Origin of the sequence: Actinomyces sp. oral taxon 849 str. F0330 (assembly GCF_000239715.1) — a bacterium.
GTDB classification, from domain to species: domain Bacteria; phylum Actinomycetota; class Actinomycetes; order Actinomycetales; family Actinomycetaceae; genus Actinomyces; species Actinomyces johnsonii.
In genome coordinates this window covers 166,952-184,190 of the sequence record NZ_JH470349.1, presented here as the reverse complement: position 1 = coordinate 184,190, position 17,239 = coordinate 166,952, and the positions used below count along the sequence as shown (strand labels likewise).

The 17,239-nt window shown below is 68.2% G+C and carries 13 protein-coding genes; 7 read left to right on the top strand and 6 right to left on the bottom strand.

Features of this window, described 5'->3' with window-relative positions; genetic code table 11:
- Positions 1–3 precede the first annotated feature (3 nt).
- Together HMPREF0975_RS02840 and HMPREF0975_RS02835 are read right to left on the bottom strand one after the other, a co-directional pair.
- A complete protein-coding gene (locus tag HMPREF0975_RS02840; RefSeq protein ID WP_009232619.1) occupies positions 4–900 on the bottom strand; it encodes an ABC transporter permease in 897 nt (298 codons plus the stop codon).
- Positions 900–2,117 (bottom strand): ABC transporter ATP-binding protein, encoded by a 1,218-nt coding sequence (locus tag HMPREF0975_RS02835; RefSeq protein WP_009232618.1) that lies wholly within the window; start codon positions 2,115–2,117, stop codon positions 900–902. Before HMPREF0975_RS02835 ends, HMPREF0975_RS02840 begins: the two co-directional genes overlap by 1 nt.
- 144 nt (positions 2,118–2,261) lie before the next feature.
- On the opposite strand from HMPREF0975_RS02835, the gene HMPREF0975_RS02830 reads away from it, so the two are divergent.
- Positions 2,262–3,629: a sensor histidine kinase gene (locus HMPREF0975_RS02830; RefSeq protein ID WP_232212441.1), complete on the top strand. Its 1,368-nt coding sequence runs from the start codon at positions 2,262–2,264 to the stop codon at positions 3,627–3,629.
- A 233-nt stretch (positions 3,630–3,862) separates the two neighbouring features.
- Positions 3,863–4,603, top strand: a complete 741-nt coding sequence (locus HMPREF0975_RS02825; protein ID WP_009232615.1) for a response regulator — start codon at positions 3,863–3,865, stop codon at positions 4,601–4,603.
- Between the two features lie 11 nt (positions 4,604–4,614).
- Here HMPREF0975_RS02825 and pulA read toward each other — a convergent pair whose 3' ends face one another.
- On the bottom strand, positions 4,615–7,527 hold the full coding sequence (gene pulA, locus HMPREF0975_RS02820; RefSeq protein WP_009232614.1) for a pullulanase-type alpha-1,6-glucosidase: 2,913 nt from the start codon (positions 7,525–7,527) through the stop codon (positions 4,615–4,617).
- 272 nt (positions 7,528–7,799) lie between these two features.
- Between pulA and HMPREF0975_RS02815 the strand changes: the two genes are divergently transcribed.
- The 4 genes from HMPREF0975_RS02815 to HMPREF0975_RS02800 all read left to right on the top strand — a co-directional run bounded on the left by HMPREF0975_RS02815 (position 7,800) and on the right by HMPREF0975_RS02800 (position 13,587).
- Positions 7,800–9,950 carry a DUF1109 domain-containing protein gene (locus tag HMPREF0975_RS02815; protein ID WP_009232613.1) on the top strand — a complete coding sequence of 717 codons (2,151 nt, stop codon included), beginning with the start codon at positions 7,800–7,802 and terminating at the stop codon, positions 9,948–9,950.
- Positions 9,951–11,056: 1,106 nt separating this feature from the next.
- Positions 11,057–12,364 (top strand): hypothetical protein, encoded by a 1,308-nt coding sequence (locus HMPREF0975_RS15395; RefSeq protein ID WP_156808151.1) that lies wholly within the window; start codon positions 11,057–11,059, stop codon positions 12,362–12,364.
- Positions 12,365–12,463: 99 nt separating this feature from the next.
- Positions 12,464–13,168 (top strand): TetR/AcrR family transcriptional regulator, encoded by a 705-nt coding sequence (locus HMPREF0975_RS02805; protein ID WP_009232611.1) that lies wholly within the window; start codon positions 12,464–12,466, stop codon positions 13,166–13,168.
- Complete coding sequence (locus HMPREF0975_RS02800) at positions 13,165–13,587, top strand: hypothetical protein (protein ID WP_009232610.1); 423 nt, start codon at positions 13,165–13,167, stop codon at positions 13,585–13,587. Before HMPREF0975_RS02805 ends, HMPREF0975_RS02800 begins: the two co-directional genes overlap by 4 nt.
- A gap of 282 nt (positions 13,588–13,869) precedes the next feature.
- Here HMPREF0975_RS02800 and HMPREF0975_RS02795 read toward each other — a convergent pair whose 3' ends face one another.
- On the bottom strand, positions 13,870–14,139 hold the full coding sequence (locus tag HMPREF0975_RS02795; RefSeq protein WP_009232609.1) for a hypothetical protein: 270 nt from the start codon (positions 14,137–14,139) through the stop codon (positions 13,870–13,872).
- A gap of 3 nt (positions 14,140–14,142) precedes the next feature.
- Positions 14,143–15,135, bottom strand: a complete 993-nt coding sequence (locus HMPREF0975_RS02790) for an SPFH domain-containing protein (protein WP_009232608.1) — start codon at positions 15,133–15,135, stop codon at positions 14,143–14,145.
- A gap of 306 nt (positions 15,136–15,441) precedes the next feature.
- On the opposite strand from HMPREF0975_RS02790, the gene HMPREF0975_RS02785 reads away from it, so the two are divergent.
- A complete protein-coding gene (locus HMPREF0975_RS02785; RefSeq protein WP_009232607.1) occupies positions 15,442–16,818 on the top strand; it encodes a replication-associated recombination protein A in 1,377 nt (458 codons plus the stop codon).
- An 18-nt stretch (positions 16,819–16,836) separates the two neighbouring features.
- Here the strand turns inward: HMPREF0975_RS02785 and HMPREF0975_RS02780 are convergent.
- A partial coding sequence (locus tag HMPREF0975_RS02780; RefSeq protein WP_009232606.1) for a (Fe-S)-binding protein occupies positions 16,837–17,239 on the bottom strand: 403 nt, incomplete at its 5' end.

Genomic DNA, 17,239 nt, shown 5'->3' with positions numbered 1-17,239 from the left:
GGATCACCTCTCGATCCGGTCGAGCCGGCGGGTAGCGGCAGTGAAGATGACGGCGGTCAGGGCGGCGAAGCCCACGACCCAGCCCGCGGGCACGCTGATGTACTCGTAGGCGCCGTGGCCGTTCACCATCGACATCGTCACGGGCGTGATGATGGCGTAATATCCCCAGGGCAGCAGCCTCGCCAGCATTGGCGGGGCGAGCATCATGTAGACGCCGATGAAACCGCCCAGAAGCCCCGCGCTCATGACGACCAGCTGGTTCTCAACCACGGCTGCGAGCCACAGGTGGTAGGCGCACATCGCCGTGTTGACCAGGGCGAGCAGAACCGTATAAGTGACCCAGGGGCCGATGTCGAGCGGGAGGGACACCCCTATCGCCCGCGCTACGACGATGAGGACCGCGCTCTCGGCGATGGCCGCGGGAACGATGAGGAGCGACAGCGCTGCGAGCTTGACCCGGCACAGGGCTCCAGGCGTCAGGCCCGACGTGGCCGCCAGGTTCCACCCGGCCCCGCTGTGCTCGATATCGGTCTGCCGGCTGGCGAGGATCGCGACGAAGATCGGCTGCGTCAGGGCGTTGAACAGGGCCGTGCTCAGCAGGAGAGCCGCCCAGGGCTGAGAGGAGGGGGTGTCCAGCGTCCCTCGCCTGGCCAGGGAGAACAGCTCCATTGTGCTGATCGCTATGGAGGCCACCAGGAGCAGAACGGTCACCAGCAGCACGCGCAGCCTGCGCATCTTGAGGATTTCGACGCGCACGGACGTGAAGAAGCCGGGTGCTGCGGATGTCCGGGTGCTGCGGGAGCCGCGCGCCGACGGCGCAGGTCTCGCTGAGCCGGCGGTCCCGGTCGCGGTGGGGGGCTGGGAGGGGATGGGTGCTGATGAGAGTGTGGCGCTGGTCATCACAGGACACCTCCCCGTCCGGTGAGGTCCATGAAGATGTCCTCCAGGCTCTGGGCCTCGCGGCGCACCTCGTGCATCTCGACGCCGGCGGCGGCCAGTCGGTTGATGAGCTCGGCGACGGCGCCCTTCGACATCCCCGGAATGCGCACGCCCTGCGGCACCAGTACCGGTCCGTTCGGCTGATCGGGGGCGCCAGCTGCGCCGGGGGCCTGAGCCGGTACGAGCCCGGCCAGGATCTGCGGGTCCAGGAGGGCCTGCGGCGTCGGGGTGACGACGAGGATGTCCGGCACCGAGCGCTCCATGAGCGCGGCGCGTGTGCCCTGGAAGACGAGGCGACCGGCCGACAGGATGCCGAGTGTGGAGGCCATGCGGTCAATCTCGTCGAGCAGGTGGCTGGAGACCATGACGGTGATGCCCTCGCCGGAGAGCTCGACCAGCAGGCGGCGCACCTCCTCGATGCCGGCCGGGTCTAGGCCGTTGGTGGGTTCGTCGAGGATGAGCAGCTCGGGCTCTCGGGCCAGCGCCAGGGCGATCCCGAGGCGCTGCTTCATGCCCATGGAATAGGTGCGCACCAGGCGGTCCTTGTGCTCGGTCAGGCGCACGAGGGCCAGGGCGCGGTCGACCTGCTGGTCGCTCAGACCCTGCATCTTCGCGGCGATCCGCATGTTCTCGGCGCCCGTGAGGTGGCCGTAGCCGGGCGGGTGCTCAATCATGGAGCCGGTGCGCGACATGATTTCGGCGCGCGTGGCCGGGGTGAAGGGCCGCCCGAGCACGCTGATCTGCCCGCGGGTGGGTGCCAGGAGTCCCAGCAGCATCTTCATCGTGGTCGACTTGCCCGAGCCGTTGGGTCCGAGGAAGCCGTAGATGCTCCCTCGCGGCACCACGAGGTTCAGGCCGTCGACAACGGTGCGCCGGCCGAAGGTTTTGGTGAGGTCCTGGGTGAGGACGACGGCGTCGTCGGCCGCCGTGGCGAGCGCCGTTCCGGTCTGTGGATTGGGGGCCGGCTGTGCGGGCGCCGCGGCGGGGGAGACGAGGCTGGGTGCCGCAGTGGTCGGGAGCCGGTCGAGCACCGGTGCGCCGTGGTCGGGACTCAGCCGGGGGAAGGACTGCTGAGCGGTCCGGGGCTGCTGGTCGACCGGTAGCCCCGGTGCGCCGGTCGTCGTCGGTGTTTGGAGAGGTGTGGGTGAGGTTGGGGGGAAGTGATGTGAAGTCGTCATGGCAGGAAGCCTGCCCGCGCCGGACCGGGAGATCATCAGTCCGTGGTCTGCTTCTGGAGCGGGTCCTCCTGCCCTGCTCATACCCGGGTATGAAATCCCTGCTCGGGCCTCCGGGGCGCACCGCCACGGCGGTACGGTTCGGGCATGAGAAAACGTCGAGGCGTCGAGGCTGCGCAGGCGGGATCGGTGGAGACCGTGCCGACGTCGGCCGGGCACCTGCCGCAGGCGGGTCCGATTCCGGCCGCCTGGCGCAACCCGCGGTCGGGTCCGTGGACGACTGCGTCCGACGTCGTCATCGCCCTCGCCTTCCTCTTCCTGTCTCTCATCGGTCGGTCGGAGGCGGCAGACGGGCCCACCCGGGGCATAGCACCAGCGCTCTATTTCCTTCTGGTGGTGGCTTGTGCGCTGGCCATGGTGGTGAGGCGCCACTCCCCGCTGTTCTTCGTCATCGTGGCCGGCATCTGCCTGAGCGTGCACCTCGTGGTGTTCACCGATTTCTCCATCTTCTTCGTCGTGACGGGCTTGATTGCGGTGGAGACAACGCAGTCCCGCCTGGAGGCACCGTGGCGGTGGGTGGGGCTCGTCCTCGAGCTGGTGGGGGCGGCCGCCGCGACGACGCGGGCGCATGAGCTCATCGGTGACCAGGTCCACGCGGGTGCCGGACGGCTCATCCTTCTCACCAACGCCTGGCTGCTGGTCTCGGTGGCGGCCTTCGTCGGTGCCGCGCGCCGTCGCAGCCGTGACCGCTACAACCAGGCCTTCGAACGGGCCGCGGTGCTCGAGGCGCAGCAGGCCGCTGAGCGGCGTCTCGCAGTGATTGAGACCCAGCAGCGCATCGCCCGCGACGTCCATGACCTGCTCGGACACAGCCTCACCGTCATCGCCATGCAGGCAGAGGGCGCCCGCGCCATCCTGGCTACGGACCCGGCCGCCGCAGATGAGGCCCTGGCCGTCATCGGGGAGACTTCCCGTCGCTCGGTGGACGAGGTGCGCGCCCTGGTCGACATCCTGCGCTCCGAGGCCGCTGGCTCGGAGGCCTCCGAGGGCGTCGCAGCCGCCAGCGCTGTTGGTGCGGGCGGTACCGGTGCCGGTGCGGGCCCCGCAGACGAGACTGCTGAAGCGGTTGATGCGGGGACCGGGACCTTTGCCGGAACCGGACCTGCGGCGTCGAGTCATGACCATGAGAGGGATCTTCTGCGCGAACCGGTGCACCAGGCGCAGCATGCGGGACTTCCCGTCACCCTGGAGACCGACCCGACCGAGCGGCTCCCCCCGGCGGCGGCGCAGGTCTTCCACCGGGTGGCCCAGGAGTCGCTGACCAACGTGCTGCGCCACGCCCCCGGGGCGACCACGACCGTCTCGCTGAGCACCGGGATCGGCCGCGCCGTCCTCGCCGTCGAGAACGCCCCGGCCCGAAGGCCCGGGCCGCATCATCGGCGCAGGCGGCGGATGCGCCGGAAGGGAGCGAGGGGGACGGAGAAAACGGACCCGTGCACCGCGGCTTCGGCCTGATCGGGATGCGCGACCGGGTCGCCGAACTCGGCGGCTCCTTCACCGCCGGGCCCACGCCCGAGGGCGGCTGGCGGGTGATGGCGGAGCTCCCCGTCGTCCCAGAGTGAGGTCCAATCGTGCTCATATGATGAACTTCGCAGGAGGTCATCGGTACTTCGCCAGCACGAAATCGCACAGTGAGACCCTGGAGAGCGGATACTTCCCGTGAGAAGACGTCAAGAAGGGGGGCGCCTGTGATCCGCCTGGGTCTGGCCGATGACGAGCCGCTGTTCACCATGGGGCTGGCCATGCTGCTGGGGGCGCAGCCGGACATGGAAGTCGTCTGGCGGGCCGTCGACGGCAACGACGCCCTCATGCGCAACGCCGCAGACCCCGTCGACGTGCTCCTGCTCGACGTGCAGATGCCGGGCCTGGACGGGCTGGCCGCCACCCGCGAGCTCATGGCCCGCGGCACCACCGGTCGGGTCGTCATCCTGACCACCTTCGACACCGATGGCTACGTCATGGGGGCCATCGAGGCCGGTGCGGCAGGCTTCCTGCTCAAGAACACCCCGCCACAGGACCTCATCACCGCGATCCACACCGTCCACGACGGCGACTCGGTCATCTCCCCGGGGCCCACGCGCCGGTTGCTCACCGCAGTGCGCACCGGCCAGGTCAGTGGGGTCGGCGTGGGAAACGAGGCCGGTACCGGACGCCACGCCTCTGAGGACTCGGTCGAGGAGGTCCGAGCGGCGGAGGCCTCCCAGCAGGTCGCGGCCCTGACCCAGCGTGAGCGCGAGATCCTGGCGCTCATCGCCCTGGGTCTGACCAACCAGGAGATCTGCGACCGCGAGTGGCTGTCCATGCCCACGGTCAAGACCCATGTGAGCCACCTACTGTCCAAGACCGGCTGCCGCGACCGGGTCCAGCTGGTGCTGCTGGCCCTGCGCGGCGGCGTCATCGACCTCGCCGACGTCCTGGGCCGGGCCTGAGAGGTGGGCGCTCAGGCCGCCTGTTTCTGCACCAGGACGGCCACGGTGCGCGCGGGCACCGAGATCGTCCCGCTGGCGCGGTCGAAGCCGGTGCGGCGCACCACTTCGTCGGCGCCCTCGGCCTGGATGGGGGAGAGGCGGAAGTCCCGGCCCGTCAGCTCGGGCAGCGGCTGGGTGAGCGTCTGCCCGGAGGCGTTGATGACCACCAGGACGGCGTCGAGCTCGGGGTCTACGTCCTGGCCGCCCCGGGTGTCGTCGATGAGCATGACGACCACACCGGCCGGCGCGCCGAAGCCCGCCCCCGGGAAGGTCAGCTTGTCCTGGATGAGGCGCGTGGAGCCCAGGCTGAACAGCGGCGTCGAGGCGCGCAGCCGCAGCAGGTCCAGGGCTTGGGAGCGAGCCGCCGCGATCTCCTCGGGCGATGGCCGCAGCCAGGCGTCCTGCAGCAGCGGCCCCTGGATGGCCCAGGAGCCCTCGTTGCGGCTGGCCGGCGGCAGGCCCCGTCCGAAGCCGTTGGACTGCCCCGTGAAGTCGATGGCGTTGAACCAGTCCCCCGAGTTGTAGGAGTCCCGGTCCAGGGACTTGGAACGGAGCAGCTCGGTGCCCGCGCTCCAGAAGGACGGCGACTGCGCCAGTGTCACCGTGGCCAGGCACACCGTGTTCATCCGCACCCGCTCGGCCACCGGCATGCCCTGGGGCAACTTGTAGGCCAGCAGGTCGTAGAGCGTCTCGTTGTCGTGGGCGTCGACGTAGTTGACGTTCTCCTGGGGCTGGGAGGCGAAGGCCGCTGGCGCCCCGTTGTGGATGAGGTCGATCCCGCGGCGCACCGTCCCGTCCGAGATCGTCATGACATAGTCCTTGAGGTTGCCCACCAGGCCTAAGCGCACCAGGTCGGTGCGGTGGGCCAGGTCCGCCGACTGCTCGTTCCAGCTGCGGTGATCCAGGCCGCTGGGCTGGGTGAGCAGACCGGTGCCGAAGCCCTGGAAGACGCGGTGGTCGGGGTCGAAGGCGCCCCCGCCGTGGACGGCGTCGCGCAGGCGGTCGTTGAAGGCGCCGATCCCGGTGCCGTCGAGCTGGCCCTGGGTGGCCTGCACGAACAGGGCGTTGCCCGCGACCTCCCCGAAGTTCCAGCCCTCCCCGTACAGGTAGATCGAGCGGCCGTCGACGCCGTCGTCGGCCATGGTCAGCTCATCCAGGGCCGCCCGCACGCGCTCCATGACGGCGCGCGGGTGGTGGCCCATGAGGTCGAAGCGGAAGCCGTCGACCCGGTACCAGCGGGCCCAGCGCACCACCGAGTCGACCATGAGGCGCTCGCACAGGGCGTTCTCAGTGGCCGTGTTGGCGCAGCAGGTCGAGCTCGTCACCCGCCCGACGGCGTCGAGCCGGTGGTAGTAGCCGGGTACCACCCGGTCCAGGACGCTGAGCGGGTCCTGCCCGCAGGCGGCCGTGTGGTTGTAGACCTGGTCGAGGACCACCTGGAGGCCCAGGGCGTGCAGGGCCCCGACCATCTCACGGAACTCGATGATGCGCGCCCCGCCGTCCTGGTGGCCCTCGGTCGCGTAGGAGCCCTCGGGTGCGCCCCAGTGGAGGGGGTCATAGCCCCAGTTGTAGGCGTCGTCGTCAGCCACCTCCTCGACGGCCGCCTGCTGGTCAGCCGAGGCCGGGTGCGCCTCGGAGGGGATCCGCGGGGAACGCTGGGAGCCGCGGTGCTCTGGGATAGTGGCGATGTCGAAGGTGGGCAGCAGATGGATCGTGGTCATGCCGGCCTGTGCCAGCTCGGCCAGGTGGCGCACGCCCGCGGAGCCGGCAACAGTGAAGGCCCGGTAGGTGCCGCGCAGCTCGGGCGGGACGGTCTCGTCGGCCGCGGAGAAGTCCCGCAGGTGGAGCTCGTAGATGCTGCGGGCCGAGTCGTTGCGCACTGTTGGTGCCGGGGCCTGGGCCCACTGCTCGGGGGCCAGGCGCGCCTCTGCCAGGTCGACGGCGACCGAGCGGGTCGAGTCCGTCGTCAGGGCCGTCGAGTAGGGGTCGGTGACGATGTTGGTCTCCACCCGCAGAGTGGAGGGCACGTAGACTCGCACCTCCCACAGGTATTGGCAGCCGGCCGTGATGGGGGAGCCTGGCCGGCCCAGGTCCGACTCGTTCGCTCCGGCGTCGTCCGGTTGGCCGGGCCGGTTGTCCACGACCCAGCGGCCGTCGTCGGTGCGCACGGCCGCAGTGCGGGTTGGCGGGCCGGGTACTTCCGGCACCGAGCCCAGCGGGTCGCCGGTCTCCCAGGTCAGGAGGGTGACGGCCTGGGCGGTGGGTGCCCACAGGGCGAAGGATGGGCGGCCATCGCGGAAAGTGACGCCCAGCTCGGCGCGGGTGGCGGTTTCGGCGTAGAGATGGTCCAGGAGGATCGCGGTCTGCACGCCGGTGAAGGCGTCGAGCCGGGCGCCGCCGACGTCGGCGACCTCGGTGGGGTCGGGGGCCCCGACGTACTGGGCGATCGCGACCTGTCCGGTCAGGGCCGCGGCGACGGCATCTTCGTCGAGCAAGGGGGCGCCGGTGGCATCGGTCGCGCTCAGGGCGATGTAGCCCTCCAGGTGGGGGCGAGCGGCGAGGACGTCACCGGGCAGGTTCCCGACGACGCGCAAGGGCGTCACCGTCGGAGCGGGCATACCCTCCGCGCCCAGGATCCGCCCGTGGACGGCAGCTGCGCCGCCGTCGGGTGCCGTGATGAGACGCAGGGCGAGGCCGGAGCCGGGGACGGGGTCGCCCGCGTCGGTGACGACGCCGGCGCGGTCCATCCCCATGGGCAGCAGGGACAGCGGCCACGCCAGGAGGGTGGGGGTGACCCAGTAGGCGCGCTGCTCCTCGCTGCCCGCCACGGGTGGGAAGGCCGCGGTGGCGTCGAGCGTGCAGGTGATCGAGTAGGTGAAGGTCATGGTGGTGTCCTCCCGAACGGAGACGCCGCGAAGGGGCGTCGCCGGTCCTGCCGGGCGTGTCGCGTGCGGCCCCGTGGGGTGAGGGCCGCGAGTGGGTCCGTTCACCTCATAGTCTCCCCTGGGCCATGGGCCCCTGTCACCCTAATGGCGGGGCTTGTTCTCCCCAGCCTCCGGCTCGCCGCCCGCCCCTGCGCAGGGAACGCCCCCGTATCCGACCGAGTGGTTCGGGCTCCCCATTGTCCGCCGTGTCTTGGGAATTCGAGACTGGCTCCATGAGTGACGAGGAGACAAGATGGTTCGATGATCCCGACGAGCAGCCGGATCCGTCCGATGCTGATTCCCGACGACCGTCAGGGCGCAGGTGGCTGGTCTTCAGTCTTCTCATCGGCATCAGTCTGGCGGCGGGGATCGCGGTCTTTGTCTTGGCGCTCAGGGGCTTCGTTGGGGCTTTGCGCTCGCCACTGCCCGTGAGCGACGAGTCATGGTGCATCTGGATGGTACTGATTGCGATGGTCGTCTCGGGCGCCGGCTGGGTGCTGCGTCCGTCTCGGCGGCTGACCGGCGGCAGCTTCTGGGGCGCGGCCATTGTTCTTGCTCTCACCACCGTCATCGCCTACCCCCTCGTCAAGGCCGGCATCGTCAAGATCATGTGGTCGGGCATGAGCATTCCTGGTTTCGTCGGTCAGCTGATCACGGCGTGGGGCTGTTTCACTCTCGCTGTTCTGACCAACATTGCAGGGCGTGCATACGCTCACGCCTCCCTGCCTTCTCCGGAGAGCCGGAATTCTGTCGCCTCTGAGTCCGACGACGATGCGGACTCCGATATCACTGTGAGTGACGATGCGGACTCCGATATCACCGTGAGTAACGTTCTGGCCAGTGCGGCATCCAAACTTCCATTACCCAGAGAAGCTCAGCATGATGAGGGAGGGGAGAGTGACAGTCGGAAGCGCGCGAGCGAGTACGCCTGGCGTTTGGGACTGGGGGTCGTTGGTGTGGCGACTGCTACGGCGCTCGCTGTGGCAGCACCGACGATCATCAACAAACGCCTTGATCCATTCATCCATGTGACGGCAAGCGCCTTGCCTCATCATGAGGGGGTTCCGACTGTGGAGAAGATGGTGGCGGCGAATGCCGGTCGGAATCAGCCGGCTGCCTCAGTCCCGGTCTGGACTGTCTCTTTCGAAGAGAGAAATCTGAAGCAGATTCTTGCCGGAGTGCGCGGTGCGGTCGTCGTCACCGATCGCGGAGTTTATGGCCTGGACTCCGCGACAGGGGAGACCACATGGTCCTTCTCCACAGCGGATCTGAAGGAGTCTTCTCATGAAAGCGACGTCAGATTTCTGAGGGGTGTGGAAATCTATGCTGAGGAGTCCGCCTTCACCTCTCCCAGTGGTGCGTGGCTCGCCTACGCCTTCGATGTGACGCCTGAAGGAAGCTCTGACGGCGGATACCCTCCAGAGGATGTCACGCGGGTCGTGGTCCTCAATACGGACACCGGTCGCATCGCCCTCGACACTCAAGTCACTGGATCGGTGCCGACCGTGCAGCTGACTGATTCCACGGCTGTCATTAACCGTCGGATCTACGACACCGCCAGTGGTCGCGAACTCGCGCCTCTGGATGCTGAGAAGGCCGCGATCCCGGGACCTGGAGGTCATTCCACAGTTCTTGCTCTGCGCAAGGAGGAGGATCTATCGAGATCTTCTTGGGTAAGCGTCGACACCCTGTCCGATCAGTATTTACGTGCGGTCGAGTCTGATCAATGGCTGTACGATGACCCGTATGACGATATTGATGCTCAAGTAATTGATGGACGGATCATCAATGTTGGTGGTTGGGTCGTCAATGATTTCGATAAAGGGACGATTCAGAACGCTGATACCGGCGGCACGGTTCCTCTCAAAAACATGGATGAGACGAGCGGTTGGAGCGTAGTGGGAATTGAGGCCAGCGCTCAGGCTGTATCCGTCTGGAGTGTTCAGAATTATGTCGATAGCGAGGCCGCAGAATATGGCCACCCATTGGAGCTGAACGTCTTCGACACTCGCGCGGGAAAGGTGACGACTGTCGATCCGGCTGGAACATACCGTACTGCTACCGGCAGTGGCAGTCTTGCGCTGGGCACGCCATATTCTGGATCGGTAGATACTGCTGTTTTCTCGGAGCGTGTGAAAGACCAAAACCGTGTCGGCTCTGATGACGATTTTGCTATTCGGCAGAATGATGCGACTCGTCAGGTTCTTGGGGATCCTGGACGCGGTAGCGGCTCCGAATCCCCATGGGTCAAAATTTCACTCCCTGAGTTCAGGACCGGGCGCGATCCTGTAGCGCTGTGTCCGGGTGGGATGATTGTTTCTCTTGATCCCGATCTCAGCTCTGACAGCTCTCGGTCGACGGTATCCGCAAGAAAGGCTATTTAATGGTGACGCTCAGAGGCTGACGCCAATGCTCGCTGGCTGTGCCCCATGATGATGCTAGTCCCTGCGCATTCTGGGTCCGCCGTGCGTGGCCTGTCGGCGCATGAGGGGGGGGCACTCCCGCGTCTCCACGTGTCGTATGTCGTAGTGGTGGCAAGGTGGATGCGCTCCCCATTGTTGAATCCTCGTGGAGGTCTGACACTCATCCCATGAGCAATGATGCGACGCCGACGGTCGGCGACTCCGGCGGTGATTCAGCCGAGGCTTCCTCGAACAATGATGTCCACCGCTCGGTCGATAATGACGGTGGCGCCGGATGGAGTCCGCTTTCACCAATCGCAGTTGCCCAACGGAGCTCGCGTCGCCAGCGGGCGGTCGTCAGCTTTCTGGCCGGGGCGCGTCTGGTGGCAGGGGGTGCGGCTCTCATCCTGCTGGGCTGGGGCATCGCGGAGGCGCTGCGTTCGCCTCTGCCGGTGCCATTGACCAGCGGGGGGTGGAGCATCGGGCAGATTTTTCTAGTGGTCTTGTTGTTGTCCTGGACCGCGAGCCAGATGCAACCTTCCTCCCGGTGGCCGGCCGGCCTCATCGTCGGGTACGCGGTCGGTGGATTGGGCGCCGTCTCTTTCCTGCTTCTCCTCCTCGGTGGGAGGATCGTCGACATGATTGGGCGGTCGGGTGCGATCGTCCCCGAGTACATCGGCCGGCTGGTAGTCGGGTGGGTCTGTCTGGTTCTCGCAATCCTGAGCCACCTGGTCCTGCGCGTCTGCCAACCGCCTGCGCCACCCCAGGCGGAGGGGAGCGAAGGATCTCCGTGGACCGTCGCCTCGACGTCGGAGACTGCCGTAGGTGGTCATCCCGGGTGCGGGAAGGTCGTCAGCTCGTCACCGGCAGTCTTGCTCCTCCCGCAGTACGCTCGGCAAGCGGACTCTGCAGCTCGGAAGCCTGTTGGAGAGTGCATGCGGGACGTGGGGCTGGGGCTCATATGCATTGCGGTGGTCGCCGCGATGGTAATGACTGTTCCGAATTTCATCAGCAGGTTCTGCGACCGGTTCGTCCGGGTCACGATCAGTGCGGGGGCCAGTCATGACGGTTTTCCGACAGTCGAGGAAATGGCGGCCGCGACCGTCGGCAAGGGGAAGACCGGCACTGATCCAATGTGGACCGCTGCCTTTGATGACAGCAGTGTTCATGAGATTCTCGCCGGAGTGCGCGGCGCTGTTGTCGTCACCAGAAACGGCATCTACGGGCTGGACTCCTCAACCGGAAAGGTGACGTGGAGCTTTGCCACGACCGAGCCGAATGGTCGCTCATATCGCGAGAATGCCGAGCCGCTCAAGGGAGCGAGTATCTATGGTGGGCGGTCCGCCTTCACCTCGCCCAATGGTGCCTGGCTCGCCTACGCCCTTAATGTCTCGCCCGAGAGCAGCTTCAGTGACACTGACTCGGGTGTGGATGTCACCCGCGTGGTGGTCCTGAGCACGAATACGGGCCGGGTCGCTCTTGATACCCAGGTGACTGGGGCGGCGCCCGCGGTGCAGCTGACCGATTCGAAAACCGTCATCAACCGCAAGGTTTACGACACCGCCGACGGGCGTGAACTCAGGCCACTGGACGAGGAGAAGACGGCGATTTCGGGACCCGGTGGGCACTCCGCTGTGGTCGTCCGGGATAAGCAGGAGGACTCGCAGTATCAGCGACCTGTCATAGACCTCGAGGCTCTACCTAATGCTGGGAGCAGTAGTGGTTCTTTCCTGTCCTCCCGGAGAATCGAGGCTCAGCTGATCGCCGGACAGCCCGTCAATGTCGGTGGCTGGATTGCCAACGCCGCCGGAGATGGGACGGTGGAGAACATCGACAGTGGAGAGACGGTGTCCCTCAAGGGGGAGGACAAGCCCGACAACTGGGCTCTGGTCGCGATCCAGGCCAGTGCCCAGGCCGTGTCCGCCTGGACCGTCCAGGACGAGGCCGAGGGACAGGCCAAGAAGTTCGGCCACCCGTTGGTGCTCAACGTCTTCGACACCCGCTCGGGAAAGGTAACAGCCGTCGATCCTGCAGGGACTTACCGCATCATCAAACAGAACCATGAACTCACACCGGATTCCCCCTACTCATATCCCCCGTACTCCGGCGCAGTGGATACCCCAGTCTTCTCGGCGCGCGTGGATGACGAGAACCACCACAGCTTCTCAGACAGGCTTGTGGTTCCGCAGAACGATGCGGCCCGCCAGGACGCCGAGCAGGATCGCGGCGCCACCGACTCCGGTGGTCACGAGCCCGAGTGGGTCAGCGTCTCGTTGCCCAGGTTTTGGGTGACCGCCGGTCCGGTGGCGCTGTGTCCGGGCGGAGTCATCGTCTCCGATGACTCCCACTCGAGTGCAAGTGCGGTGGTCGCCGGCAGAAAGGCCCCTCAGCGGTAACGCCTCGAAGCAGGTCTTCGGGCGGGACCGGGGCCGCCAGCAGGCCGGGAACGACTGCGACAGATTGTGAGCCGGCCGTTCGGCCAGTACCCTGGTCGTATGGCTAACGATCGTTCACCTTCGACGCGGGACAGGCTGCTCGACGTAGCCCTGGAGCGGTTCTCCCGGGATGGCTGGGGAGGCACTTCCATCCGCGACCTGGCCCGCGACGTCGGCGTGCGCGAGGGCTCGGTCTACAAGCACTTCGCTTCCAAACAGGCGATTTTCGACGCCCTCGTCGACCGGGCCGACGCGCGCATGGCCGAGGTCGCCGCTTCCCTGGGGGTCTCGGTCGACTCGCCCGACGCCGCCCTGCCCGCCTACCTCGGCATTGACGAGGATCGGCTGGTAGCCGTCGCCGAAGGGTTCTTCGACGCCGTCCTCCACGACCCCGAGCTCGCCGCCCTGCGCCGCCTGTTCATCGTCAGCCAGTACCGCGACCCCGAGCTTGGACGCCGATTGCGCCACTACTGGATCGAGCAGCCCATCGCCTTCCAGGCCGAGATCTTCGCCGGGCTCATCCGCGTCGGCGAGTTCCGGAGCGGCCTCGACCCGCAGGCCACGGCGCTGGCCTTCTTCGGGCCGATCCTCACTCTGCTTCAGCTCGCCGAGTCCGGTGATGATGCCGAGGAACGCGCGCGAGCCCTGTTGCGGGCCCATGTGCGCCACTTCGGGGCGACCCATCGCCCTCAGATGCCGGATGCGGCGGGGTCGGCGGTGTCGGATCAGGTGGCCGAGATGTTGGATGAGGCGACGGAGCCATGAGTCGGTACCGCGCGGTGGTGCGGGTGGTCTTCGCCGCCGCCTTCTTAGGCGGGGCGCTGGTCCACCTCTACTTCGGGCTCTTCTTGCCGCACAGCTACGCGCCCTTCGCCGACACGGTCCTATGGCCCTGGCTCGCAGAGCTATGGAGGGGCTTCGTCATGGCGAACATTGGCTGGCTGAGCCTGCTGACGGCCGCTTTCGAGTTGGCGGTCGGCCTCGGGCTGCTTGCCCGCGGACGTGCGCCCCGGCTGGCTGCCCTGGCAGCGCTGGGGTTCTTCGCCTTCATCCTGGTCCTGGGCTACTCCTGGCCGGCGGATGGCTGGTGGGAGGACTTCCTCAAGAACCGCGCCTTCACTCTGGTCATGGCAGCCGCACTGGCGCCGCTCCTGCGCGTGCCGGAGCGGTCACCTCGCACGTAGACGGGTAGCCGTCTACGTCGCCACATCAGGCGCCGCGGGTCGCCTTCGTGTCCACATCTTTAGCAAAGGCCTCAGCCAGACTGGAATGTGCGAGAGCGAACCGCATGATCCCGCGGTTCTGCCGGCGGCCCGCTCGGGGTCCAGGTTCCTTTGCTGCAGATGTCGACGTTCCCACCGTCTGTCGTGCGCAGTTCCGGCCGCATACGACTGGTCCGGTCCACCCGGAACGTGGGGGCAGGCCGGACCGGACTGTCGAGTCCTGGCAGCAGTGGGCCACCTCGCCTACTCGCTGTCCGCAGCCGGGCCGACGACGTTGGGCGGCTCGGCGGTGCGGTTCTTGCTGCCATTCTCCCCGCCGTCCTTGCGCGGCCGGCCCCGCCCGCGCATGGGGGCGGCCTTGACGCCGCGTCCGGCGTCGTCGAGCGCGCGGCGCAGGAGGACCTCGATCTGTGCGTTGACCGAGCGCAGATCGTCCGCCGCCCACTTGGCGATGGCCGCGTGGACGGCGGGGTCCAACCGGAGCAGGACCTGCTTGCGCTCTTTACCGGCCACGGCTCAAGCGTAGAGCGAGCCGGTGTTGACGACGGGCTGGGTGCGCTGGTCGGAGCACAGGACCACCAGGAGGTTGGAGACCATCTGGGCGCGGCGCTCCTCATCCATGGTGACGATGTCGTCCGCCTCGAGGCGCTTGAGGGCCTGATCGACCATGGTCACGGCGCCCTCGACGATCTGCTCGCGGGCCGCGATGACGGCGCCGGCCTGCTGGCGCTGGAGCATCGCCTGGGCGATCTCGGGGGCGTAGGCCAGCGAGGAGATGCGCACCTCGACGATCTCCAGGCCCGCCAGCGCCACCCGGGCCGCAACCTCGGCTGCCAGCTCGGCGGAGACGACATCCGTGCCGCCGCGCAGCGAGGTCTCGCCCGGGCCCGGCTCGTCGTAGGGGTGGGTGGTGGCCACGTGGCGCAGCGCGGACTCGGCCTGGGCCTTGATGAATTCCTCGTAGGCCTCGACGGCGAAGACGGCGCGGGCGGTGTCGGCTACCTGCCACACGACGATGGCGGCGATGTTGACGGGGTTGCCGTCCAGGTCGTTGACCTTGAGCTCGTTGGTCTCGAAGTTGTGGACCTTGATGGAGACCTTCCTGCCGGCGGTCAGCGGCGGGACGAGTACGAAACCCGTGTGGCGCACGGTGCCGATGTAGCGGCCGAGGAACTGACGCACGCTGGTCTCCCCGGGCACCACGACGGTGAAGCTGCTGAACAGCGGAAAGGCGATGAGGAGCCCGACGCTCCCGGCGATGACGCGCAGTACGGCTCCCGGCCGGCCTGCGTCGGCGGCGACGCCGCCGACGATGAGGAGGGTGATCGATCCGGCGGTGAGCGCCAGGATGAGGAGCAGGGCGAGGAAGGCGGGGCCGGAGCCCGCGGCCCGGGCCGGCTTCTCCGTGATGTCGACCCGACTGGAGGCCTGCTCGGGGGCGTTGACGGGCTGGTCCGAGGCGTCAACGGGAGTGGGGGAGGTGGTGGCGTGAGACGGGGACGTGGACATGAGAACCTCCTTGAGTCAGCAAAATGATATCTATTTTTTGGAGGGGTGCAAGTGACGCTGTCCGTGTGACGTCGCGGCCGGGGCATTCGGCGCCGTTGGGCGCGGTGGCAGGGGGTGGATGGGGGCGGTCTGGAGCGGTCTGGGGTGGGCGCCGCCGTTCGCCCGTGAGCCCACGGCCCCGACTCCTCGGCCACCGCACATCCGCATCCCTGTCACCCGTGGCCTCACGACGGTGCGGGCCGAGGCTGGCGAGCCGGGCGGAGATCGACCGATGTTCGTGTCACCACCAGGACCTACGCTCGGGGCATGGCTCGTTACGCGCCCGGACCTGACTCGCCCTCACTGTTCGACGACGCCGGCTCCGACGGCTCCGGCCTCATCGATGACCCGTCCCGCCCGCTGGCCGATCGACTGCGCCCGCGGGCGCTCGACGACGTCGTCGGCCAGGACCAGCTGCTCGCCGCCGACGCACCGCTGGGCCGCATGGTCGCCTCCGGCCGCCTGTCCTCCATCATCCTGTGGGGCCCACCGGGCTGCGGCAAGACGACGATCGCCCGACTCCTGGCCGACCGCACCGGCCTGGTCTTCGAGCAGGCCTCGGCGACCTTCTCCGGGGTGGCCGACCTGCGCAAGGTCTTCGCCGCCGCGGCCCGCCGCCGCGATATCGGGCAGGGCACGCTCCTGTTCGTCGACGAGATCCACCGCTTCAACCGCGCCCAGCAGGACTCCTTCCTGCCCTACGTCGAGGACGGAACGATCGTCCTGGTCGGCGCGACCACGGAGAACCCGAGCTTCGAGCTGGGTGGCGCCCTCCTATCGCGCTGCCAGGTGATGGTCCTGCGCCGCCTGGACGATGCCGCCCTGACCGAGCTGCTGGCGCGCGCCGAGTCCCTGACCGGCCGCGACGTCGCCCTGACCGAGGATGCCCGCACCGCCTTGGTATCCATGGCCGATGGCGACGGCCGCTACCTGTTGGGCATGGTCGAGCAGGTCCTCGCCGCCCAGGACGCGGGCGGCTGGACGCCGGACGGGCCGGGCGGCCCGGAACCGCTCGACGTCGAGGGGCTGCGTGCCGTTGTCGCCTCCCGGGCGCCCCTGTATGACAAGTCCCGCGAGGAGCACTACAACCTCATCTCGGCCCTGCACAAGTCGATGCGCGGCTCTGACCCGGACGCCGCCCTGTACTGGCTGTCGCGCATGCTGGGCGGGGGCGAGGACCCGCTCTATGTAGCGCGGCGCCTGGTGCGCTTCGCCAGCGAGGACGTCGGCATGGCCGACCCGGCCGCCCTGCAGATGACACTGGCGGCCTGGGACGCCTACGAGCGCCTGGGGTCGCCCGAAGGGGAGCTCGCCATCGCGCAGGCGGTCGTCTACCTGGCCACCGCGCCCAAGTCGATCGCCGTCTACCGCGGCTACGGCCGGGCGGCGCGCCTGGCGCGCGAGACCGGCTCGCTCATGCCGCCGGCCCATATCCTCAACGCCCCCACCCGGCTGATGAAGGAACTCGGCTACGGCGAGGGCTACGAGTACGACCCGGACACGGCCGACGGCTTCTCCGGCGCGGACTACCTGCCCGACGGCGTTGAGCGCCGGCCCCTCTACGAGCCCACCGCCAACGGCCACGAGCGGCGCATCCGTGAGCGCCTGGAGTACTGGGAGGGCCTGCGGGCGCGCAAGCACTGATCTCGGGGCGGAGACCAGCTATTCCCCGCCGCGGCGCACGGCCTCCAGCATGAGGGTGGCGACATCGGTGACCCGCACGTCCGCGCCCTCGGAGGCGACGCCGTCGGAGAGCATTGTGGTGCAGAAGGGGCAGGCCGTGGCGATGACCTGCGCGCCGGTGCCGATGGCCTCGCGCGAGCGCTCGACGGCGATCCGCGTCCCGATCGTCTCCTCCATGAAGGCACGCGCCCCGCCGCCGCCGCAGCAGAAGCCCCGATCGCGGCTGCGCGGCATCTCCACCGTGGTCGCGCCGGTCGCCTCCAGCAGCTCGCGCGGTGGGGAGTAGATCTGGTTGTGGCGGCCCAGGTAGCAGGCGTCGTGGTAGGTGACCGTCGGGATGGTCGGCTCGCTTTCCGCCTTACTGGCCGCGTCCCGGTCCGAC